This is a genomic window from Klebsiella sp. GB_Kp056, assembly GCF_040064755.1.
GTDB lineage: Bacteria > Pseudomonadota > Gammaproteobacteria > Enterobacterales > Enterobacteriaceae > Klebsiella > Klebsiella quasipneumoniae.
In genome coordinates, this window is the sequence record NZ_JBEAJA010000038.1 from 48,873 (window position 1) to 64,343 (window position 15,471).

Annotated in this window: 16 protein-coding genes; 5 read left to right on the forward strand and 11 right to left on the reverse strand. The window is 55.9% G+C overall.

Annotated elements, in window-relative coordinates; genetic code table 11:
• Positions 1 to 669: 669 nt before the first annotated feature.
• Positions 670 to 1,605 carry a TIGR01212 family radical SAM protein gene (locus ABLV52_RS05560; protein WP_023291137.1) on the forward strand — a complete coding sequence of 312 codons (936 nt, stop codon included), beginning with the start codon at positions 670 to 672 and terminating at the stop codon, positions 1,603 to 1,605.
• 52 nt (positions 1,606 to 1,657) lie between these two features.
• On the opposite strand, the gene ABLV52_RS05565 is transcribed toward ABLV52_RS05560, so the two are convergent.
• Entirely contained in the window at positions 1,658 to 2,941 is a 1,284-nt protein-coding gene (locus ABLV52_RS05565) for an MFS transporter (protein WP_023291136.1), read from the reverse strand.
• Between the two features lie 76 nt (positions 2,942 to 3,017).
• Positions 3,018 to 4,034 (reverse strand): Zn-dependent oxidoreductase, encoded by a 1,017-nt coding sequence (locus ABLV52_RS05570; protein WP_348890132.1) that lies wholly within the window; start codon positions 4,032 to 4,034, stop codon positions 3,018 to 3,020.
• Positions 4,035 to 4,331: 297 nt separating this feature from the next.
• Between ABLV52_RS05570 and uxuA the strand changes: the two genes are divergently transcribed.
• The 4 genes from uxuA to mtgA all read left to right on the forward strand — a co-directional run bounded on the left by uxuA (position 4,332) and on the right by mtgA (position 9,493).
• Positions 4,332 to 5,396 carry a mannonate dehydratase gene (gene uxuA, locus ABLV52_RS05575; RefSeq protein ID WP_323110870.1) on the forward strand — a complete coding sequence of 355 codons (1,065 nt, stop codon included), beginning with the start codon at positions 4,332 to 4,334 and terminating at the stop codon, positions 5,394 to 5,396.
• 148 nt (positions 5,397 to 5,544) lie between these two features.
• Entirely contained in the window at positions 5,545 to 7,884 is a 2,340-nt protein-coding gene (gene arcB / locus ABLV52_RS05580; RefSeq protein ID WP_064155360.1) for an aerobic respiration two-component sensor histidine kinase ArcB, read from the forward strand.
• Positions 7,885 to 8,117: 233 nt separating this feature from the next.
• Positions 8,118 to 8,771: an isoprenoid biosynthesis glyoxalase ElbB gene (gene elbB, locus ABLV52_RS05585; RefSeq protein WP_060589657.1), complete on the forward strand. Its 654-nt coding sequence runs from the start codon at positions 8,118 to 8,120 to the stop codon at positions 8,769 to 8,771.
• The gene (gene mtgA / locus ABLV52_RS05590; protein ID WP_348890133.1) at positions 8,768 to 9,493 is read left to right on the forward strand and encodes a monofunctional biosynthetic peptidoglycan transglycosylase; all 726 of its coding nucleotides are present in this window, start codon (positions 8,768 to 8,770) and stop codon (positions 9,491 to 9,493) included. Before elbB ends, mtgA begins: the two co-directional genes overlap by 4 nt.
• Before the next feature lie 63 nt (positions 9,494 to 9,556).
• Here the strand turns inward: mtgA and npr are convergent, their stop codons facing one another.
• From npr to kdsC, 9 genes are all read right to left on the reverse strand, one after another.
• Positions 9,557 to 9,829: a PTS phosphocarrier protein NPr gene (gene npr, locus ABLV52_RS05595; RefSeq protein ID WP_002918431.1), complete on the reverse strand. Its 273-nt coding sequence runs from the start codon at positions 9,827 to 9,829 to the stop codon at positions 9,557 to 9,559.
• Positions 9,826 to 10,680, reverse strand: a complete 855-nt coding sequence (gene rapZ, locus ABLV52_RS05600; RefSeq protein WP_004206208.1) for an RNase adapter RapZ — start codon at positions 10,678 to 10,680, stop codon at positions 9,826 to 9,828. Before rapZ ends, npr begins: the two co-directional genes overlap by 4 nt.
• 45 nt (positions 10,681 to 10,725) lie before the next feature.
• The gene (gene ptsN / locus ABLV52_RS05605) at positions 10,726 to 11,214 is read right to left on the reverse strand and encodes a PTS IIA-like nitrogen regulatory protein PtsN (protein ID WP_004144926.1); all 489 of its coding nucleotides are present in this window, start codon (positions 11,212 to 11,214) and stop codon (positions 10,726 to 10,728) included.
• Positions 11,215 to 11,283: 69 nt separating this feature from the next.
• Entirely contained in the window at positions 11,284 to 11,571 is a 288-nt protein-coding gene (gene hpf, locus ABLV52_RS05610) for a ribosome hibernation promoting factor (protein WP_004206206.1), read from the reverse strand.
• 22 nt (positions 11,572 to 11,593) lie between these two features.
• On the reverse strand, positions 11,594 to 13,027 hold the full coding sequence (gene rpoN, locus ABLV52_RS05615) for an RNA polymerase factor sigma-54 (protein ID WP_004206204.1): 1,434 nt from the start codon (positions 13,025 to 13,027) through the stop codon (positions 11,594 to 11,596).
• A 47-nt stretch (positions 13,028 to 13,074) separates the two neighbouring features.
• Positions 13,075 to 13,800, reverse strand: coding sequence for an LPS export ABC transporter ATP-binding protein (gene lptB / locus ABLV52_RS05620; protein WP_004206203.1), 726 nt, complete (start codon positions 13,798 to 13,800; stop codon positions 13,075 to 13,077).
• Between the two features lie 6 nt (positions 13,801 to 13,806).
• Positions 13,807 to 14,352: a lipopolysaccharide ABC transporter substrate-binding protein LptA gene (gene lptA / locus ABLV52_RS05625; protein ID WP_002918415.1), complete on the reverse strand. Its 546-nt coding sequence runs from the start codon at positions 14,350 to 14,352 to the stop codon at positions 13,807 to 13,809.
• Entirely contained in the window at positions 14,321 to 14,896 is a 576-nt protein-coding gene (gene lptC / locus ABLV52_RS05630; RefSeq protein WP_002918413.1) for an LPS export ABC transporter periplasmic protein LptC, read from the reverse strand. Before lptC ends, lptA begins: the two co-directional genes overlap by 32 nt.
• Positions 14,893 to 15,459, reverse strand: coding sequence for a 3-deoxy-manno-octulosonate-8-phosphatase KdsC (kdsC, locus tag ABLV52_RS05635; RefSeq protein ID WP_072420650.1), 567 nt, complete (start codon positions 15,457 to 15,459; stop codon positions 14,893 to 14,895). Before kdsC ends, lptC begins: the two co-directional genes overlap by 4 nt.
• Positions 15,460 to 15,471 lie beyond the last annotated feature (12 nt).

The following is a 15,471-nucleotide window of genomic DNA, read 5'->3' on the forward strand; positions in this document are numbered from 1 at the left end:
GTGAACCTCCCCAGGCTCTACGGACCCCCTCCGATACCGATTGCGCACAGGCACAGAAAGAGCATGGCGACGGGGTTTGCACCTCGCATTCGCCCTCTTTAAATCCTTTTTGCATCGGTACACAAGTTTGAGGACTTGCTGTTAAGAGGGAATCTCAATTACTGCATAAATATGATGAGCAGAGTGCTCATCCAGAAAGCTTCCAGCGGATTCCCAACTTATCGGGAATCCACACTTACGTCAAATGGCAATCTTATTAATACAAAAATGTGCTATACAGGCGTTAACTTTTTGTTTTTAAAATAAATAATGCCATTTTTTATGCTTTGGATACGTCCGCAGAGGGTAAGACTAGTGTGATCTGTCTCACTGTGCGCGCGGCTTTGCATTACCGATCTGCGCTGAAATATATTTCATTATTAGCATATTTGACTGCTATAAATTTATGTGGTGGATATTAATACTGTTTTTTACCATAAAGTAGATTAGGGCTGCGCGATGATGAAATATAAGGAAAACTCATTACCCTGTGGGTGAATGAAATTGCAGTAATCATGATTGTTTATGCAATGAAGCGGGGCGCCGCGCTGACGATTGATCCAGGTCATCGCCGTCGGTGACGAAAAGTGGCAGGCTTGGCCCCCATTGTTGAGGCCGGTCTATCAGATTATGCAGTTACAGAAATTAGTCAATATGTTTGGTGGGGATCTTCTGCGCCGCTATGGCGAAAAGGTCCATAAGCTAACGCTGCACGGCGGTTTTAGCTGCCCGAACCGCGACGGTACGCTGGGCCGTGGCGGCTGCACTTTCTGTAACGTGGCCTCGTTTGCGGATGAAGCCCAGCAGCATCGATCCATCGCCGAACAGCTCGCCCATCAGGCGCAGCTCGTTAACCGGGCAAAGCGCTATCTGGCCTATTTTCAGGCCTATACCAGCACCTTTGCTGAAGTGCAGGTGCTCCGCTCGATGTATCGCCAGGCCGTCAGCGAGGCGAATATCGTTGGCCTCTGCGTCGGCACCCGCCCGGACTGCGTGCCGGAGGCGGTTCTCGACCTGCTCAGTGAATACCACCAGCAGGGGTATGAGGTATGGCTGGAGCTGGGGCTGCAGACTGCGCATGATAAGACCCTGCACCGCATTAACCGCGGGCATGATTTCGCCTGTTACCAGCGTACCGCGCGTCTGGCGCGTGAGCGCGGACTGAAGGTTTGCGCGCATCTCATTGTCGGCCTGCCCGGGGAGACCCAGGAGCACGGCCTCGAGACGCTGGAGCGGGTCGTGACCACCGGCGTGGATGGCATCAAGCTGCACCCGCTGCATATCGTTAAAGGCAGCATTATGGCAAAAGCATGGCAGGCCGGTCGTCTCGATGGCATCGAACTGGAGGCGTATACCGTCACCGCCGGGGAGATGATCCGCCACACCCCGCCGGAGGTGATCTACCATCGCATATCGGCCAGCGCCCGTCGGCCCACGCTGCTCGCGCCGCTGTGGTGCGAAAATCGCTGGACCGGAATGGTTGAACTGGATCGCTATCTGAATGAGCAAGGCGCTCAGGGTTCGGCGCTGGGCCGCAGCTGGGTCGCGCCCCAGGCGGTGAAATAGTCTCAGAGGATGCCCGGCGTGATGACTGCGCCGGGCATGGTATTGCTGTCGACTATGCCTGACTGGCTTTCATTGTCACGCGTGGCGTTTTGATCACGAACAGTACCAGCAGGGCGCCGAGCGCGGCGATAGTGCCGGCGAGGACAAAGGCGCTGTCGAATTTACCGGTAGACTGCACGATATAGCCGGTGACAATCGGCCCCACGATGCCGGAGACGCTGCCGATAAGGTGGATAAAGCCGCTGGTGCCGCCGACGCGGGATTTATGCACCACGTCCTGGATAATCGCCCAGTAGATCGCTCCGGTGACATAGAGGAAAAAGATGGAGACCGACATCAGCAGAACGGCAGGAACGACGCTGCTGACGGTACCGGCAAGCCCCACACAGATGGCGGCCATCAGCAGACATACCACCAGCACAATTTTGCGCGACAGCAGCAGGCGTCCGGTGAGTTTAAAAATTTTATCGGAAATATAGCCCCCCAGCGCCAGGCCGACAAAGCCGACTATCCATGGGATCATGGTGGTGAGGCTCATCTGTTTAATATCCAGATGGTGCTGCTGAACCAGATAGGACGGGAACCAGCTGAGGAAGAAAAACAAAATATAGTTGTAGCAGAAGAATGCAAAGGCCGTTACCAGAATAATAGGCTGCTTGAGATAATAACCCAGTGAGTGAGCGGTTTGATTTTCTACGGTTTCCAGGGCGTCCTCCTCTTGCTTCATTTTATTAATGAGCATGAGCTCTTCCTGACTGACATGCTTATGTTTGTCAGGCGAGTTGGCGGCAATAAAAAACCACACGACCATCCACACAATACCGATGGCGAAAATAATCATAAACGCCGGGCGCCAGCCGAATGCGAGGGCCAGATAACCGACGATGGGGCCGGCAACCGCGCCGCCCAGCGGAGAGCCGGCGCTGAGCAGCCCTACGGCGGTAGCCGCTTGCTTCTTAGGAAACCAGCCGTTGATCATCTTGTTCGCCGACGCGCAAATCGGGCCTTCAGCCATCCCGAAGAGAACGCGCAGCATCAGCATGGAATAAAAGCCGGTGGCAAAGGCGGTTAAGCCGCAAAATAGCGACCACATCCCCACCGCCAGCCCCAGGACCAGCGTTGCGCCAAACTTATCCACGGCCAGACCGCCAATAAAATTAAATACCGCGTAGCCGAAGAAAAAACTGCCGAAAATAATACCAAACTGTTCGGCGTTTAGCGCCAGATCCTTTTCAATCATCGGTACCGTAATGGATAACGCCACCCGGTCCAGATAATTAATCATATATACTAAAAATAATAACAGGACGATAATCCAGCGGATATTTTTTCCCATGATGACACCGTGATGAGTATGTTATTGAGCTCTGGGGCGACGGATATCAATATTCACGTCGCCCGTTATTTAGTATTTACCCCAGCTGCAGTAATACCTTGCAGCAGGTTTTCCGATCGTTGGCAAAAATCTCCATAGCCTCTTTTACCTGCTCCAGCGGCATGCAGTGGGTGATTAACGCCTCAGGCTGGATAAGGCCTTTCTCCATCCAGTCGATGACCAGCGGAAAACGTCCGCTGTTCAGCCGGGAGGAGAAAATGGAGATCTCTTTACTGGTGATGCTTTGCTGGGTGAGGGTGGACGCCTCGCCGGAGAAGCCGAGTATGCCGATGCGTGCGGCGGGAGAGGCGAGGAGAATGGCCTCCTGAAGGATCGCCGGGTGGCAGGCGGCATCGATGATCAGCGTGGGGGCTATCTGCCGCTGCGCCAGCTGTTCCGCCAGCGGCTGGTGAGTGTTATCCAGCGTCAGATCGGCGCCATTGTCCCGCGCCATCTGCAGACGTTCGGCAATGCGGTCCACGACGATCACCTGCTTAACGCCATACACCCCCTTCAGCGCCTGGATCACCGTCAGACCCATCGGACCTGCGCCGTAGATCAGGGCGATATCCTGCGCCGTGGGCTGCAGCTGGGCGGTAATGTTTGCCGCAATGGTAAAAGGCTCAACCATCGTCGCCTGACGATCGCTGATGGCTTCCGGAATGCGCCAGGCGTTTTTCGCCGGCACGCAGGCGTAGTCGCTGAATCCGCCGTCGCGGTGAACCCCGATGACCTGGAGCTGCGCACAGACATTCGGCCGCCCCACCGAGCAGGGATAACACTGGCCGCAGCTGACGACAGGGTCGACCGCGACGCGCTCGCCGATGCGTGCCGGAGAGACCTGTTCGCCGACGGCATCGATGATGCCGAAGAATTCATGGCCGATCACGCGGGGATATTTCGCGAAGGGGTTATGGCCCTGATAGATATGCACATCGGAACCGCAGATCCCGGCAAAGGCGATTTTCACCCGGACTTCGTGGGCGCCCGGAGCGGGAACCGGACGTGATTCGATGTTCAGTTGGCCTGGCTCTTTGACAACGACGCTTCTCATTTCTGTTCCTTCCCTTGTCTGTTTTCTGAACAAATATCGTGACTTTTATTACCATACAAGTATGCAATTGATCATAACTAGCTCTGGATCACATTTGGCGAAGGTCGTCAGAAAAAGCCCGGCAATGATTAATCTATTGAAATAAATTGAGAAAAATTATGAATGTAGCGAAAGCGACCTCACCGGCGAGCCGGTCAGCAGGAATGTGATCGCCATCACGACAGTTAAGGCTCAATCAATTATGATTACTGGTATGGTAGTAGGGTGAAATTAAACTATGTTGAGCAGGTGATGACGATGCAGATGACAATGCGCTGGTTTGGACCAGAGGAAGATAAGGTTTCATTAGAGCATATACGCCAGGTCCCCGGCGTGGAGGGGGTGGTCGGCGCGCTCTATGACGTCGCGGTGGGCGAGGTATGGCCGAAGGATAAAATTGAGCGTCTGGTCAGCCAGGCCCATGCCGCAGGCCTGAAAATGGAGGTAATAGAGAGCGTCAACATCCATGACGATATCAAAATCGGCCTCCCTTCTCGTGACCGCTATATTGCCAACTATCAGCAGACCATTCGCCACCTTGCCCGCTTCGGCGTCAAAGTCATCTGCTATAACTTCATGCCGGTGTTCGACTGGATGAAGACGGATATGAACTACGTCCTGCCGGATGGCTCGTTGACGATGGCTTTTGAGAAGAAAGATATCGATAAGCGGCTGGAAGACGTGGTGAAGGAGGTGCTTGAGAATTCAAACGGCTTCGCGTTGCCGGGCTGGGAGCCGGAACGGCTGGCGGAAGTGCAGACCCTGTTTGCCAAATATAGCGCGGTGGATGACCATAAGCTGCGGGAGAACCTGGTCTATTTTCTGCAGGCGGTGATCCCGGTTTGCGAAGAGGTGGGCGTGAAAATGGCGATCCACCCTGACGATCCGCCGTACTCGATATTTGGCCTGCCGCGGGTGGTCAAAAACCGCGACGATCTGGACTGGATCTGCCGGGCTGTCGATTCACCCGCCAACGGCATCACCCTCTGCACCGGCTCGATTGCCGAAGATCCGGATAACGACGTATACGCTATTCTGGCTGAGTTTACCCGCCGCAAGCGGATCCATTTTGCCCACGTCCGCAATATTAAACTGATGCAGGATAAAGACTTTTACGAGTGCGCCCATCCGTCAGAATACGGCTCCCTGGATATGTACAAGGTGATGCAAGCGTTGCACGACAACGGCTTCGACGGCTATATACGCCCGGATCATGGCCGCTTTATCTGGGGAGAGACCGGACGCCCGGGCTATGGTTTATACGATCGCGCACTCGGGGTGACCTACCTCAAAGGTCTCTGGGAGGCGCTAAGCAAGCGCTAACCCCTTCCTGACCATGCCTCTTTTTCGCGGCTGGTTCGCCTCGGCGGCCAGCCGTCATATCGGCTCCTTCCCGCATTTTTTGCACAACTTACAGCGCATTGCTCAGAATTGAGTATTATTGTGCGGAGTTGTCGTGAAGGAATCCCCTATGAAGCAAATTCGTATGCTGGCGCAGTATTATGTCGACCTGATGATGAAGCTGGGTCTGGTCCGCTTTTCAATGCTGTTGGCACTTGCGCTGGTGGTGCTGGCCATCGTGGTACAGATGGCGGTCACCATGGTGCTGCATGGCCAGGTTGAAAGCATCGACGTTATCCGCTCTATCTTCTTCGGTCTACTGATCACCCCGTGGGCGGTCTATTTTCTCTCGGTGGTGGTGGAGCAGCTTGAAGAGTCCCGCCAGCGTCTTTCGCGGCTGGTGGAGAAACTGGAGGAGATGCGTGAGCGCGATCTGAAGCTGAACGTGCAGCTGAAAGACAATATCGCACAGTTGAATCAGGAGATTGGCGAACGTGAAAAGGCGGAAGCCGAGCGTGAGACCACCCTCGAGCAGCTGAAGATCGAGATGAAAGAGCGTGAAGAGACGCAGATCCAGCTCGAACAGCAATCCTCCTTTCTGCGCTCTTTCCTCGATGCCTCCCCGGACCTGGTCTTCTACCGCAATGAGGATAAAGAGTTTTCCGGCTGTAACCGGGCGATGGAGCTGCTGACCGGCAAAAGCGAGAAACAGCTGATCCACCTCAAACCGCAGGATGTCTATAGCGAAGAGGCGGCGGAAAAGGTGCTGGAAACCGATGAGAAGGTGTTCCGCCACAATGTATCGCTGACCTATGAGCAGTGGCTGGACTATCCCGATGGCCGTAAAGCGTGCTTCGAAATCCGCAAGGTCCCGTACTACGATCGCGTCGGTAAGCGTCGTGGTCTGATGGGCTTCGGACGCGATATCACCGAACGAAAACGCTATCAGGACGCCCTCGAACGCGCCAGCCGGGATAAAACCACCTTCATCTCCACCATCAGCCATGAGCTGCGTACCCCGCTGAACGGGATTGTCGGGCTGAGCCGAATTTTGCTGGATACCGAACTGACCAGCGAGCAGGAAAAATACCTGAAAACCATCCATGTCTCAGCGGTGACGCTGGGGAATATCTTCAATGATATTATCGACATGGATAAAATGGAGCGCCGTAAGGTGCAGCTCGATAACCAGCCGGTGGACTTCACCAGCTTCCTTGCCGACCTGGAAAACCTTTCCGGTCTGCAGGCGCAGCAGAAGGGACTGCGCTTTGTGCTGGAGCCGAGCCTGCCGCTGCCGCACAAGGTGATCACCGATGGCACCCGCCTGCGGCAAATCCTGTGGAATCTTATCAGCAACGCCGTGAAGTTTACCCCACAGGGCGGAGGGGTGAACGTCCGCGTGCGCTATGACGAAGGCGATATCCTGCACTTCGAAGTGGAAGACTCCGGGATTGGTATTCCTGAAGCGGAGCAGGACAAAATATTCGCCATGTATTACCAGGTCAAAGACAGCCACGGCGGCAAACCCGCCACCGGCACCGGGATTGGCCTTGCCGTATCGCGTCGCCTGGCGCGCAATATGGGCGGCGATATCAGCGTCACCAGCCAGCCGGGTAAAGGGGCGACCTTTACGCTCACCGTCCATGCGCCTGCCATTGCGGAAGAAGTGGAAGATACGCTGGCGGAAGACGACATGCCATTACCGGCGCTCAACGTCCTGCTGGTGGAAGATATTGAGCTCAACGTCATTGTGGCGCGCTCGGTGCTGGAAAAGCTGGGCAACAGCGTGGATGTCGCGATGACCGGCAAAGCCGCGCTGGAGATGTTTGAGCCTGGCGAGTACGACCTGGTGCTGCTGGATATCCAGCTGCCGGATATGACGGGACTGGATATTTCTCGTCAGCTAAAACAGAATTTTGCCGCGGATGAGCTGCCGCCGCTGGTGGCCCTGACCGCCAACGTGCTGAAGAATAAGAAAGAGTATCTGGATGCCGGCATGGACGATGTGCTGAGCAAGCCGCTATCGGTGCCGGCGCTGACGGCCATGATTAAAAAATTCTGGGATGCGCCGGAAGAGGAGGCGCAGGAAGCGCCGGCGACCGATCGGCATAAAGCCGATGCGGTGCTGGATACCGATATGCTTGAGCAATATATCGAACTGGTGGGACCGAAGCTTATCAACGATGGCCTCGCGGTGTTTGAGAAGATGATGCCGGGCTATATGTCCGTCCTTGAGTCTAATCTCACCGCCCGGGATCAAAAAGGGATCGTTGAAGAGGGGCATAAGATCAAAGGGGCTGCGGGCTCTATTGGCCTGCGCCACATCCAGCAGCTGGGTCAGCAGATCCAGACGCCGGACCTGCCTGCCTGGTCTGATAATGTCGCTGAATGGGTTGAAGAGATGAAATCCGAGTGGCAAAACGACGTGGCGGTTCTGAAGGCGTGGGTGGCGAAGGCCGGGAAAAAATGACCCCGGACAGACCGGGGTGCGCGAATACTGCGCCAACACCAGGGAACTGGTGGTTGAGCCAGTGTGATTTGAGTGATGTTGTTACGTGGCGCAACCTGAGAAGTGGATTGCTCGCTCATTAAGATAGCAAAGCTTAACTAATTTGTTACATGAATCAGTAAAATATGTGAAGCATAGCGAGTAAATCGACATTTTTGACTGGTTTCAGCGAGTTGCATGAAGGAGCGAAGGCGATGAAAAAAATTGGTGTGGTACTGAGCGGCTGCGGCGTGTACGACGGCAGTGAAATTCATGAGGCAGTGATTACCCTGCTGGCGATCGCGCGCAACGGCGCGCAGGCGGTCTGCTTTGCGCCCGATAAACCGCAGCGCGACGTCATCAACCATCTGACGGGCGAACCGTTGACCGAGCAACGCAACGTGCTGGTTGAAGCGGCGCGCATCGCCCGCGGCGACATCCTGCCGCTGGCGCAGGCGCGTGAGGAGACGCTGGACGCGCTGATCGTCCCCGGCGGCTTCGGCGCGGCGAAAAACTTAAGCAGCTTCGCCGCCGAGGGCAGCGAATGCGAGGTGGACCGCGACCTGCGGGCCCTGACGCTGGCGATGCATCAGGCCGGCAAGCCGCTGGGCTTTATGTGCATCGCTCCGGCGCTGCTGCCGAAGATCTTTGCGTTTCCGCTGCGAATGACTATCGGGACCGATCTCGACACCGCCGATGTGGTGGAGGAGATGGGGGCGGAGCATGTGCCTTGCCCGGTCGACGACATCGTGGTGGATGAAGAGAACAAAGTGGTTACCACTCCGGCGTATATGCTGGCGGAGAATATTGCGCAAACCGCTACCGGGATCGAAAAACTGGTCGCCCGCGTGCTGGCGCTGAGCGCATGAAGCTCCGCATTGCGCCCTTCGCGCTGCTTAAACGACTGGCGCTGCGTCTGCTGCTGATCGCCGCCGTCTTCTGGGGCGGGGGGATCGCGCTGTTTAGCGTGCTGCCGGTGCCCTTTTCGGCGGTCATGCTTGAGCGGCAGGTTAGCGCCTGGCTGTCCGGAGATGTCCACTATCTGGCGCACTCCGACTGGGTCGCCATGGATAACATCTCCCCGTGGATGGGGCTGGCGGTGATTGCCGCCGAAGATCAGAAGTTCCCGGAACACTGGGGGTTTGACGTCCCGGCGATAGAAAAGGCGCTGGCGCACAATGAGCGTCACGATACCCGCATTCGCGGCGCATCAACGCTGTCGCAGCAGACGGCGAAAAACCTGTTTCTGTGGGATGGACGTAGCTGGCTGCGCAAGGGGCTGGAAGCCGGGTTGACCGTCGGCATGGAAACCGTGTGGAGTAAAAAGCGGATCCTGACCGTCTACCTGAATATTGCTGAGTTTGGCGATGGGATTTTTGGCGTGGAAGCGGCCGCCCAGCGCTATTTTCATAAGCCCGCCAGCCAGTTGACGTCGGGGGAAGCGGCTCTGCTGGCCGCGGTGCTGCCAAACCCGATCCGCTATCGCGCCGACGCGCCTTCGGGCTATGTGCGCAACCGCCAGGCCTGGATCTTACGTCAGATGCGACAGCTGGGTGGGGAAGGGTTCATGCGTGAGCATAAGCTCTATTAGCGAGTTAATCCGGCGCCGGGGCTGGTACAGTCGCCAGTCGTCCGTCGCCGGGAAGCATCACGTTTAATCTTCGTCAAACCCGGCATTAAACAGGGCAATCACCGCGGCGAGGGCTTCCACTTCCTGCGGACCACTGGCCTCCACCTCTATCTGCCGTCCTTTCGCCGAGTCCAGCATCAGCAGGGCAATGACGCTGTTGGCTTCCGCCTCCGTGCCTTCATCGTTGCGCAGCAACACCTCGGCATCGAAATTCTGCATCAGTTCGAACAGCTTCATCGCCGGGCGGGCGTGCATGCCCAGCTTATTGGTGATTTCAACGGTCTGCTTTACGGTCATGATTTACGTTTTTCCAGCGTCCGATGACGAGACTGTACGTTTTTGCCGCGCGAGCGGAAGTAGTCAGCCAGTTGTTCAGCAATATAAACCGAACGATGTTTACCGCCGGTACAGCCAATGGCCACCGTCAGATAGCTGCGATTGTTGGTCTCCAGCATCGGTAACCATAGCTCAAGATAGCTCCGGGTCTGGTAAATAAAGTTGTGCACTTCGGTGTGCCGATCGAGGAAGGCGGCCACCGGTTTATCCAGACCGGTCATAGGACGCAGCTTCGGATCCCAGTGCGGGTTTGGCAGAAAGCGCACGTCAAAGACGTAATCGGCATCGATCGGGATACCGTGCTTAAAGCCGAAGGATTCGAAGACCATGGTCAGTTCGCGTTCACGTTTACCCAGCAGCCGGGTGCGCAACATTTCCGCCAGCTCGTGAACCGACATCTCCGAGGTATCGACAATCAGGTCGGCCCGCGAGCGCAGGGGCTCCAGCAGATCGCTCTCTTCGTCGATGGCGCTTTCCAGCGACAAATTCTTGCTCGACAGCGGATGCAGGCGACGGGTGTCGCTGTATCGACGGATCAGCGTGTTGCGATCGGCATCGAGAAACAGCAGCTGCGGCGAAAAGCACTCCGGCAGGTTTTTCATGGCCTGCTCGAAGATCTCCGGTGATTCCGGCATGTTCCGCACGTCGATGCTGACGGCCGCCGAAATATTGCGGTCAGCCAGCGACCGTGCCAGATCGGGCAGCAGCACGACCGGCAGGTTATCCACGCAGTAAAAGCCCATATCTTCCAGCGCTCGCAGAGCGACGGATTTACCCGAGCCCGAGCGGCCGCTGACGATCATCAGTACCATGTACCGTTTCTCCTCAGTACGATAAAGGATAAGGTGCGACTGCCGTTATGCGTCATCGCTGCTTCCTGCTTCGGTGATGATCTCATACAACTCTTCATCGCTCTGCGCCGCGCGCAGGCGACGACAAATCGCTTTGTCGGCCAGCCGTTTGGCCACCAGGGAGAGCGTATGCAGGTGGGTTTTTGTCTGATCGGCCGGCACCAGCAGCGCGAACAGCAGGTCGACAGGCTGATTGTCGATCGCGTCGAAGGCGATGGGGGTTTCCAGCTGGACAAAAACGCCGACAGCACGCAGCGTATCCTCTTCCAGTTTTCCGTGGGGAATGGCGATACCATTGCCAATCCCGGTACTGCCCATTTTTTCGCGGGTGAGGATCGCTTCGAACACCACCTGCGGCGGCAAACTTAACTGTTTGGCGGCCAGTTCGCTAATGATTTCCAGAGCACGCTTCTTGCTCTGGCAGTGAACCTGGCTACGGGTACATTCCTGGTTCAGGACGTTGCTCAGTTGTAGAGCCGAATCGTTGTTCATCATAATTTCACCTGAGCGCCCCGCGCCCGTCGCCGATGTTCACTGACGGCGGACGCAGGGGGGCCCGGACAATTAGTGTTGTTTTAGTTTATCTTTATGCTTCGTTAACTGCCTTGCCAGCTTGTCGATAAGACCATCGACAGCCGCATACATATCCTGCCCTTCCGCACTGGCATGGATTTCGCCACCGTTGACATGCAGATTCGCGTCCGCAATTTGCGTCACTTTCTCTACTTTTAACACAATATAGACCTGATTGATCCGGTCGAAAAATTGTTCCAGCTTGCTGAACTTCGCCGTGACGAAGTCGCGCATCGCGGGAGTGATCTCGACGTTGTGTCCTGTAATGTTGAGCTGCATAGTGTCTTCCTTATCGGTTGTGTCAGACCAGTTGTTTACGCTGGTTTGACGGCGGGATGGATAAAGACTCTCTGTACTTCGCGACAGTGCGGCGCGCGACCATGATACCCTGCTCGGACAACATGGAGGTGAGCTTACTGTCGCTCAACGGCTTCGCGGGGTTTTCCGCGGCGATGAGTTTCTTCACCAGCGCGCGAATCGCCGTCGACGAGGCTTCGCCGCCGCCTTCGGTATTAACATGGCTGGAGAAGAAATACTTCAGTTCAAAAATACCGCGCGGACTGTGCAGATATTTTTGCGTGGTGACACGGGAAATCGTCGATTCATGCATCTCGACGGCCTGGGCGATATCGGCCAGCACCATCGGCTTCATATACTCTTCACCCTGTTCGAAAAAAGCCTGCTGCTGTTCTACGATGCAGCGGCTGACGCGAAGCAGGGTATCGTTGCGGCTTTCAAGACTTTTGATCAGCCAGCGGGCTTCCTGAAGATTGCTGCGAATGAACTGGCCGTCGGCGTCATTGCGGGCGCTGTTGCCCATTGCCGCATACTGCTGATTAATTTTCAGCCGTGGAATGCTGTCGGCGTTGAGCTCCACGGTCCAGCGGCCGCTGACCTTGCGCACCAGCACGTCGGGAATGACATATTCCGGTTCGCTGGTTTGAATGGACTGGCCAGGACGGGGATCCAGGGACTGGATCAGATTTACCGCCTCTTTCAGCACCTCTTCTTTCAGGCGGGTCACCCGCATCAGAGTGCGGAAATCATGGTTGGCCAGAAGATCGAGATGATCGCTGATAATCAGCCGGGCCTCTTCCAGCCATGGCGTCTCTTTGGCGAACTGCGAGAGCTGGATCAGCAGGCAGTCGCGCAGATCTTTCGCCGCGACGCCAACCGGATCGAAACGCTGGATGCGCTTCAGGACGGCTTCCACTTCTTCGAGGCCGATCTCCTCATCGCCGATGCTGTCGACGATATCTTCAATCTGAACGGTGAGGTAGCCTGTATCGTCGACGGCGTCGACAATGGAGGTGGCGATGGCGCGGTCGGTATCGGTGAAGGGCGTCAGCTCGACCTGCCACATCAGGTAATCCTGCAGCGTCTGGGTGGTCTCGCCTTGATAAACGGGGAGTTCGTCGTCCTGATAGTCCACGCCGTTGCCTGACGGCGTACCGGCGGTATAGATTTCATCCCAGCTGGCATCGAGAGGAAGCTCGTCGGGCATCTCTTTTTGCTCAAGCGCGTCGACGGTATCGAGAGACTCGCGGTCCTCCACCTCTTTCGCCTCTACCTCGTCGTGAAGATCGGTTTGCTCAAGCAACGGGTTACTTTCCAGCGCTTGCTGGAGCTCTTGCTGGAGTTCTAACGTGGACAACTGCAGCAAACGAATCGCCTGCTGCAGCTGCGGCGTCATGGCAAGCTGTTGGCTAAGCCTTAATTGCAAACCTTGCTTCATGTTCAGGGTAAATATCTCCGGCTAAAACGTCTGTAACCTCTACCCTATCAGAGTCTGAAGTCTTCCCCAAGATACACGCGCTTAACCTGCTCATCTTCGAGGATCTGCTGCGGTGTACCATGAGCGATAAGGTGTCCCTGACTGACAATATACGCGCGTTCGCAGACGGCGAGCGTCTCTCTGACGTTATGATCGGTAATCAGTACGCCGAGGCCGCTGTCGCGCAAATGCTCAATGATGCGTTTGATATCGATAACCGAGATCGGATCCACGCCGGCAAAGGGTTCATCCAGAAGAATAAATTTCGGGTTTGCCGCCAGCGCGCGAGCGATTTCGACGCGGCGGCGTTCGCCACCGGAGAGCGCCTGACCGAGGCTGTCGCGCAGGTGCTCAATATGAAACTCTTCCATCAGCTCTTTGGCGCGATCTTCCCGCTGTTCGCTGCTCAAATCGTCACGGATCTGCAGGACCGCCATCAGGTTGTCATAGACGCTCAGGCGACGGAAAATCGAGGCTTCCTGCGGCAGATAGCCGATCCCCCGGCGCGCGCGCGCGTGCAGCGGCAGCAGGCTGATGTCTTCGTCATCAATGATGATATTGCCCGCGTCGCGCGGCACAATCCCGACCACCATGTAGAAGGTGGTGGTTTTACCGGCGCCGTTGGGGCCGAGCAAGCCGACAATCTCCCCCGAGTTAACGGTGAGACTGACATCTTCCACCACGCGGCGGCCTTTATACGCTTTAGCGAGATTCTTCGCAGTTAAGGTTGCCATAACGGATTAGTTACTCTTCTTTTGCTGGTTGCCGCTTTTGTCCTGCAGCTCGGACGGCACCAGAACGGTGGTGACGCGTCGACCTTTGTCGCTGAAGGCCTGCATTTTTTGCTCTTTCACCAGATAGGTGATCTTGTCGCCCTTGATGTTGCTGTCGAGCTGTTCAAGGTACGCGTTGCCGGTCAGCACGACGTAATCGTTCTGCAGCTCATAGCGCATTTTCGACGCCCGGCCTTTTACCGGTTTGCCGTTATCCTGCATCTGGTAGAAGGTGGCCGGGTTACCGAAACCTTCGATCACCTCTTTGCCTTTTTCATTGCCCGGACGGGTGACTACCACTTTATCAGCGTTAATCTTGATCGTCCCCTGAGTCACGACCACGTTACCGGTGAAGGTGACGACGTTGCCCTGCATATCCAGCGACTGCTGATCGGATTCGATATGGATCGGCTGATCGGTATCGCCCGTCTTGGCGAGGGCCGGCAGGCTGGCGGCCAGTAACGCGCCGGCGAGCGCAATCTTAAGGCTGAGTTTGTTTGTTCTGAATTTCATAAGAGGTTCTCACCTTTTCAATCAGCTCGGCATTTTTGCTGCGAAGGTTTCCACGCATTTTCAGGCCGCTGGAATTAAATGTGGTGCCGTATAACGTCACCATGTCATCGGAGGTAACGTCCTGCGTTACCAGATTTATCTGGGCGTTATCCGTCGTAATTTTGCGCAGTTGAGAGTCTGGCGCGAGCGCATTCACCTCAACATGCCCGTAAAGATAGAGCATCCGGTCATTTGTCAGCTTCGCTTTATCAGCCCTGACTGACCAGGTCGGCACCTTATTGGTATCAAAGGTGGTCATCACCGGTTTGGTAAACCAGGAGACCTCCTGATCGGAAAAATACTCCACGTGCTCGGCGATCAGCCGATAGCTCAGGGCGCCTTCCGGACTGTACACCACGGTGTCAGTGTGTTCGCTTTTATACGTCGGGTCGTTGGGATTGACCTCCGGCTGGGCCGTGTCGTCCGTATTCGCCAGATTCAGGCCGATGAGGATCAGCGCAAGCAGCGACAGTAAAATGATAACCCAACGTCTGGTTTTACTCATATTGATTGCCCTTTGGCCTCATCCAGCTTGCCCTGCGCCAATAGTAACAAATCGCAGACTTCGCGTACCGCGCCGCGTCCGCCATTAATCCGGGTGATGTAATCGGCGCGCGGCAGCAGCAGCGGATGCGCATCCGCGACGGCGACGCTGAGGCCCACTTCGGCCATCACCGGCCAGTCAATCAGATCGTCGCCGATGTAGGCGACTTCCTCTGGCCGCACGCCCAGTTTGTCAATGAGATCGCGGAACGCCAGCAGCTTGTCCGACTGCCCCTGATACAAATGCGTAATGCCCAGCGTCTGACAGCGATCTTCTACCAGTTTAGCTTTTCGTCCGGTAATAATCGCCACTTCAATGCCAGAGGTCAGCGCGCAGCGGATACCATAGCCATCGCGGACGTTGAACGCTTTCAGCTCCTCGCCGTGATTACCCATATAGATAAGCCCGTCGGATAATACACCGTCGACATCGAGGATCAGTAGACGGATCTTAGCCGCGCGATCGAGAAACGTCTGGCTTACCGGCCCATAGCAGGTCGCTAACTGAGCATCAGCATTATTCATTATTTTTTCCTT

Bases quoted from the DNA above. Each gene is read 5' to 3' on its own strand.
- hpf (WP_004206206.1), bottom strand. From the start codon at position 11,571: ATGCAGCTCAACATTACAGGACACAACGTCGAGATCACTCCCGCGATG.
- lptC (WP_002918413.1), bottom strand. From the start codon at position 14,896: ATGAGTAAAACCAGACGTTGGGTTATCATTTTACTGTCGCTGCTTGCG.
- lptA (WP_002918415.1), bottom strand. From the start codon at position 14,352: ATGAAATTCAGAACAAACAAACTCAGCCTTAAGATTGCGCTCGCCGGC.
- rapZ (WP_004206208.1), bottom strand. From the start codon at position 10,680: ATGGTACTGATGATCGTCAGCGGCCGCTCGGGCTCGGGTAAATCCGTC.
- ABLV52_RS05560 (WP_023291137.1), top strand. From the start codon at position 670: ATGCAGTTACAGAAATTAGTCAATATGTTTGGTGGGGATCTTCTGCGC.
- rpoN (WP_004206204.1), bottom strand. From the start codon at position 13,027: ATGAAGCAAGGTTTGCAATTAAGGCTTAGCCAACAGCTTGCCATGACG.
- ABLV52_RS05565 (WP_023291136.1), bottom strand. From the start codon at position 2,941: ATGGGAAAAAATATCCGCTGGATTATCGTCCTGTTATTATTTTTAGTA.
- ptsN (WP_004144926.1), bottom strand. From the start codon at position 11,214: ATGATGAACAACGATTCGGCTCTACAACTGAGCAACGTCCTGAACCAG.
- kdsC (WP_072420650.1), bottom strand. From the start codon at position 15,459: ATGAATAATGCTGATGCTCAGTTAGCGACCTGCTATGGGCCGGTAAGC.
- uxuA (WP_323110870.1), top strand. From the start codon at position 4,332: ATGCAGATGACAATGCGCTGGTTTGGACCAGAGGAAGATAAGGTTTCA.
- arcB (WP_064155360.1), top strand. From the start codon at position 5,545: ATGAAGCAAATTCGTATGCTGGCGCAGTATTATGTCGACCTGATGATG.
- npr (WP_002918431.1), bottom strand. From the start codon at position 9,829: ATGACCGTAAAGCAGACCGTTGAAATCACCAATAAGCTGGGCATGCAC.
- ABLV52_RS05570 (WP_348890132.1), bottom strand. From the start codon at position 4,034: ATGAGAAGCGTCGTTGTCAAAGAGCCAGGCCAACTGAACATCGAATCA.
- elbB (WP_060589657.1), top strand. From the start codon at position 8,118: ATGAAAAAAATTGGTGTGGTACTGAGCGGCTGCGGCGTGTACGACGGC.
- lptB (WP_004206203.1), bottom strand. From the start codon at position 13,800: ATGGCAACCTTAACTGCGAAGAATCTCGCTAAAGCGTATAAAGGCCGC.
- mtgA (WP_348890133.1), top strand. From the start codon at position 8,768: ATGAAGCTCCGCATTGCGCCCTTCGCGCTGCTTAAACGACTGGCGCTG.